The sequence below is a fragment of the Leucobacter sp. M11 genome (genome assembly GCF_035726885.1).
GTDB lineage: Bacteria > Actinomycetota > Actinomycetes > Actinomycetales > Microbacteriaceae > JAPFRB01.
The window spans coordinates 78,452-83,715 of sequence record NZ_JAPFRB010000006.1; the positions used below are offsets into that span (position 1 = coordinate 78,452).

The window sequence follows — 5,264 nt, forward strand, 5'->3', positions numbered from 1 at the left end:
GCCGGGGGCAGTGCCCCCGAGGGCGCCGGGTACTTCTTCGAGGGCACCGTGCTGGACCGGGTGCCCGCGGACGCCGAGATCGCCAACACGGAGATCTTCGGCCCGGTCGCCGCGATCAGCCGCTTCTCCACCCAGGCCGAGGTGCTGCACGCCGCAAACGACACCCCCTTCGGGCTCGCCGGCTACGTGTTCACCGAGAACCTGGACCGGGCGCTGAACGTTGCCGATCAGCTGGAAACCGGCCTCGTCGGGATCAACCAGGGCGTGCCCTCGAACGTGGCCGCCCCCTTCGGCGGGGTCAAGCAGTCGGGCCTCGGCCGCGAGGGCAGCGGCGAGGGCCTGGAGGAATACCAGGAGATTCGCTTCTACAACATCGCGCGCCGCGACACCGTGTAGTTCCCCCGGTTTGGGGCGGGACCCTCCCGCCCCAAACCGGCCCGCCACCCCAGCCTCGCTGGGATCTCGGATCGGCGCACGAGCGCCTGATCCTCAGCCATCGAAACCCCGAAGGAGGCAGCAATGACCGCTGCAACGAAGACCCGCATCATCACTGAGGTGCCCGGCCCCCGGTCCCGTGAGATCGCCGAGCTGAAAGCCGAGTTCGTCTCTCGTTCCGTGAGTCCGGCGCTGCCGGTGTACATCGCCTCGGCGGAGGGCTCCGTGCTCACCGACGTGGACGGCAACGAGTTCATTGACTTCGGCTCAGGGATCGGGGTGACCTCCCTCGGCCACGTGAACGAGGCCGCCGTCGCCGCCGCGATCGAGCAGAGCAAGCGCTTCACGCACACCCTGTTCTCGGTCACGCCCTATGAGCTCTACGTTCAGGTGGCCCGGCGGCTGGCCGGGATCACCCCGGGGAATTTTGCCAAGAAGTCGGTGCTGAGCTCCACGGGGGCCGAGGCCATCGAGAACGCCATCAAGATCGCCCGCTCCCACACGCGCCGCAACGGCATCGCGGTCGTGGACCACGCGTATCACGGGCGCACCAACCTGACGCTGGGCCTCAACTTCAAGGCCTCGCCGTACTCCACGGGTGCCGGCCCGCGCCCCGGCGAGATCTACCGCGCGGTCAACTCCTATCCCTTCCGGGACGGGCTGAGCGGCGTCGAGGCCGCCAAGCGCGCCATCGCGTACTGGGAGAAGACGGCCGGCGTTGAGAACCTCGCCTGCCTCCTCATCGAGCCGATCCAGGGCGAGGGCGGGATCATCCTGCCGGCCGAGGGCTTCCTCGAAACCCTGCAGGCCTGGTGCCGGGAGCAGGGCATCGTGATCATCGCCGACGAGATCCAGACCGGCCTCGGCCGCACCGGTGCCCTGTTCGCGAGCGAGCACTTCGGCTTCGAGCCGGACCTCGTCGCCACCGCGAAGGCGATCGCCGCGGGGTACCCCCTCTCGGCCGTGACCGGACGCGCGGAAATCATGGACGCGATGCCCGCGGGCGGGCTGAGCGGTACCTTCAGCGGGAACCCGGTGGCCTGCGCCGCCGCGATCGAGATTCTGGACCAGCTCGAGGCCGAGGGGGCCATGTCCCGCGCCGTCGCGGTCGGCGAGCGGATCCAGGCGGGCCTGCGCGAGCTCCAGGCGCAGTACCCGTCGCTCATCGGCGACGTGCGCGGACTCGGCGCGCTGCACGGCATCGAGCTGGTGAACGCTGACGGCTCGCCCAACGCCGCCGCCCAGGCCGCGCTGAGCCGGGCCGCGATCGAGCGCGGGCTCCTTCTGCTTGGCGGCGGCAGCGACGGCCAGGTCCTGCGGATGCTGCCCGCGATCAACATCTCCGACGAGCTGATCGACGAGGCGCTGGCGATCCTCGGCGAGTGCCTCGCGGCGCTCTAACACGCGGCGCCCGTCCCGGGGCCGGGTTCCGCTCGCACGCGAGGGAACCCGGCCCCGCTTCGTCCGTGCGGCTGCCGCCGGTGCTTACTGCGGGCCTGAATCGCCCCGCGTGCCAAGCACCGCGTCCACGAGGCGGAGCGACTCCGCCGGGGACATGGGGCTGCGGGCGAGCGCGCGGAGGATGATCGTGCCGACGAGGGCCTCGGCGATCTCCGCGAGCGGGGCGTCCGCGGTGAGGTTGGGGGCCTGCCCGATGGCGGCTTCCAGGCGGCCGGTCATGGTCTGCTCGCCGATCAGGCTCGTGCGGACCCGGAGCGCGATCTCGGGGGTGTCGGTGGCCGCGGCGAGCAGGGACCGCAACAGCCCCTCTCCGGCCGGGTCGCCGAGGGTGGCGAAGACGCCGTCGAGCCAGGCGGCGAGGTCCGCGCGAATGTCGCCCGTGTTGATGATCGGGTGCGCCTGGGGGAGCAGCATGCCCTCGACGAGGCACTCGGCCACGATCGCGCTCTTCGAGCCCCACCAGCGATAAATGGTCTGCTTGCCGACGCCGGCATCGGCGGCGATGCCCTCGATCGTGAGGTGATCGAAGCCCACCTCGGCGAATCGGCTGGCCGTCGCCCGCAGGATCTTCTGCCTGGCCGCCTCGCTGCGCACGGGGCCGCTCCGCGTGGGGGACATGGGAACCTCCTGAAAACAGTGCGCGCGATTTGTCTAGACGAGACGTACCGTCTTATTCTAGCAAGGTTGGCTGAGCTGGGGGAGCGTGCGGCGAACACTCGTGACGGGCCGCTGTCGCCCCGTCTCCACGCAGGACGACGCGCGAGCGCGCAAGAAACGGGACGCACATGGCCGAGCTCTTACACCGACTGGGGCTTTTCGCCGCCCGCCGAGCCAAGACGGTGCTCACCGCCTGGGCCGTGATCCTGGGCATCGCCGTCGGGGGCTTCCTCGTCGGCTTCGCGACCCTCACCTCAAGCTTCGATGTGCCGGGCACCGCCTCCGGCGAGGTCATCGAGGAGCTCGAGCAGCAGCTTCCCGAGTTCAGCGGCGCCGCGGGCACCGTCGTCTACGCGACGGAGGACGGCAGCGCCCTCAGCGAGTCCCAGCGCGCGGAGATCAGCGCCCTGGTCGCCAGCGCCGACGGCCTCACCGACGTCGCCGGGGTCGTCGACCCCTTCGACACGGAAGCGACCCGGGCCGAGCAGGCCGCGGAGCTGGCGGCCGGTCGGCACGAGCTCGCCGATGGGCGCACGCAGCTCGATGCCGGGCGCGCGCAGCTCGACTCGGGCCAGCAGCAGCTGGACGCGGGCCGCGCGCAGCTCGACTCCGGCCAGCAGCAGCTCGACGCCGGACGCGCCCAGGCCGAGGCCGCGGGCTTCCCGACCGCTGAACTCGACGCGCAGCAGGCGCAGCTCGACGCCCAGCGCGCCGAGCTGGACCGTCAGCAGGAACGCCTCACCGGCGGCCTCGCCGAGCTGGAGACGCAGGCCGAGACGCTGGCGGCGGGCCAGGCCAAGCTAGAGCTCGGCGGCGAGCTGCTCGCGATGTCCGACGGGATCCGAATGGTCTCCGAAGACGGCAGCACCGCCATCGTGAACGTCGCCTTCACCGAGCCCCGGCTCGACCTCTCCCAGGACGCGAAAGACGGCGTGATCGAGCACTTCGAATCCGCCCCGATCGCGGGTCTCCAGCTCGGATTCTCCGCGGACATCGCGCAGGGCATCCCGCAGATCCTCGGGATCGGCGAGGTTATCGGCGTGCTCGTGGCCGCGGTCGTGCTCATCATCGTGCTCGGCTCCTGGCTCGCCGCCACCTTCCCGCTGATCACGGCCATCGTCGGCGTCGGGATCGGCTCGCTCGCCACGCTCGCCTTCTCCGGCGTCGTGCAGATGGCCTCCGTCACCCCCATCTTCGGGGTGATGCTCGGCCTCGCCGTCGGCATCGACTACGCCCTGTTCATCATCAACCGGCACCGCAAGCAGCTCCTCGAGGGCATGCCGGTGCGAGACTCCATCGCGCTCGCGAACGGCACCGCCGGCACCGCCGTCGTCTTCGCCGGGGCCACCGTGATCGTGGCCCTGCTCGCCCTGAACATCACCGGGATTCCCTTCCTCGGCCTGATGGGCACCGCGGGCGCGCTCAGCATCCTCATCGCGGTGCTCCTCGCGATCTCCGCAATCCCCGCGCTCCTCGGCCTCGCCGGGGACCGCGTGCTCGGCCGAACGGGGCGGGCGATCGTCGCGCAACTGCCCGGGCGCGACGGGGGAGCCCCGCCCGCGTCCGTGACCGCCGAGCCCGCTCGCGGCGGAGCCGCCAAGCCGATTCGAGCGATGCCCACCTGGCGCGCGGTCGTGACCGCCGTTGGCGTGGTCGCCGCCCTGCTCGTGATCGCGATTCCGTCCCTGTCCATGCGCATGGGCCTGCCGGGCGGCGAATCGGAGCCCGCGGGCTCTCCCTCCCACCTCGCGCACACCCTGACCGAGGAGCAGTTCGGGGCGGGGGCAACCGGCACGATCCTCGTCACCGCGGCGCTGCCCGCGGGCCTCGATGAGGACGCGGTGCTCGAGTCGCAGGTCGAAGTCGCGCGCGTGCTCTCCGACACCGATGACGTGGTCGCCGTCGCGCCCATCGCCGTCTCCGAGGACCAGCGGCTGGCCGCCTTCCAGGTCATTCCCGCGGAGGGGCCGAACAGCGAGTCCACCGAGCGCCTCGTGCGGGACCTGCGCGCCCTCCCGCCCGTCGGCGGCGAGATCGCGCTGGGCGTGGCCGGTCAGGCCGCGATCAACATTGACATCTCCGAGGGCCTCGCGGAGGCGCTGCCGGTCTATCTCCTCGTGGTGGTGGGCCTGTCCTTCCTCATCATGCTGATGGTGTTCCGCTCGTTGCTCGTGCCCCTCGTCGCCACCGCCGGCTTCGTGCTCTCCCTGTTCGCCACCTTCGGGGTCGCGACCGCGGTGTTCCAGTGGGGCTGGTTCGGGGATCTGCTCGGCATTCATACCCCGGGGCCGCTGCTGAGCTTCCTGCCGATCATCCTGGTGGGTATCCTCTTCGGGCTCGCGATGGACTACCAGCTGTTCCTCTCCACGGGCATGCGGGAGGCCTTCGTGCACGGCTCGCCCGCCCGGCTCGCGGTCGCGGAGGGCTTCCGCGCGGGGCGGCGCGTGGTGATCGCCGCGGCGCTGATCATGATCGCCGTGTTCGGCGGCTTCATCAGCTCCGACTCGGTCATGATCAAGTCCTTCGGGGTGGGCCTCGCGGTCGGCGTGCTCCTCGACGCCTTCCTCGTCCGGATGCTGCTCATGCCCGCGGTGATGCACCTGCTCGGGGCCTCCGCCTGGTGGCTGCCGCGCTGGCTCGACCGCATCCTGCCGAACGTGGATGTCGAGGGAGCACGCATCGAGCGGAAGCACCCGGCTCCCGCCGCCTAA

Annotated in this window: 4 protein-coding genes; 3 read left to right on the forward strand and 1 reads right to left on the reverse strand. The window is 71.2% G+C overall.

Translation table 11 applies throughout. The annotated features are described in order from the left end of the window. Both OOT08_RS17430 and OOT08_RS17435 read left to right on the forward strand, forming a co-directional pair. Window positions 1-396: aldehyde dehydrogenase family protein (locus tag OOT08_RS17430; protein ID WP_325094124.1), on the forward strand; the 396-nt coding region annotated here is incomplete at its 5' end. A gap of 123 nt (window positions 397-519) precedes the next feature. Further along, window positions 520-1,836, forward strand: a complete 1,317-nt coding sequence (locus OOT08_RS17435; protein ID WP_325094125.1) for an aminotransferase class III-fold pyridoxal phosphate-dependent enzyme — start codon at window positions 520-522, stop codon at window positions 1,834-1,836. A gap of 84 nt (window positions 1,837-1,920) precedes the next feature. Here OOT08_RS17435 and OOT08_RS17440 read toward each other — a convergent pair whose 3' ends face one another. Continuing rightward, entirely contained in the window at window positions 1,921-2,514 is a 594-nt protein-coding gene (locus tag OOT08_RS17440) for a TetR/AcrR family transcriptional regulator (protein WP_325094126.1), read from the reverse strand. A 167-nt stretch (window positions 2,515-2,681) separates the two neighbouring features. Between OOT08_RS17440 and OOT08_RS17445 the strand changes: the two genes are divergently transcribed. Next, complete coding sequence (locus OOT08_RS17445) at window positions 2,682-5,264, forward strand: MMPL family transporter (RefSeq protein ID WP_325094127.1); 2,583 nt, start codon at window positions 2,682-2,684, stop codon at window positions 5,262-5,264.

What these genes read in the sequence shown, in the direction of transcription:
- OOT08_RS17435 (WP_325094125.1), top strand. Translation starts at nt 520, where the DNA reads ATGACCGCTGCAACGAAGACCCGCATCATCACTGAGGTGCCCGGCCCC.
- OOT08_RS17440 (WP_325094126.1), bottom strand. Translation starts at nt 2,514, where the DNA reads ATGTCCCCCACGCGGAGCGGCCCCGTGCGCAGCGAGGCGGCCAGGCAG.
- OOT08_RS17445 (WP_325094127.1), top strand. Translation starts at nt 2,682, where the DNA reads ATGGCCGAGCTCTTACACCGACTGGGGCTTTTCGCCGCCCGCCGAGCC.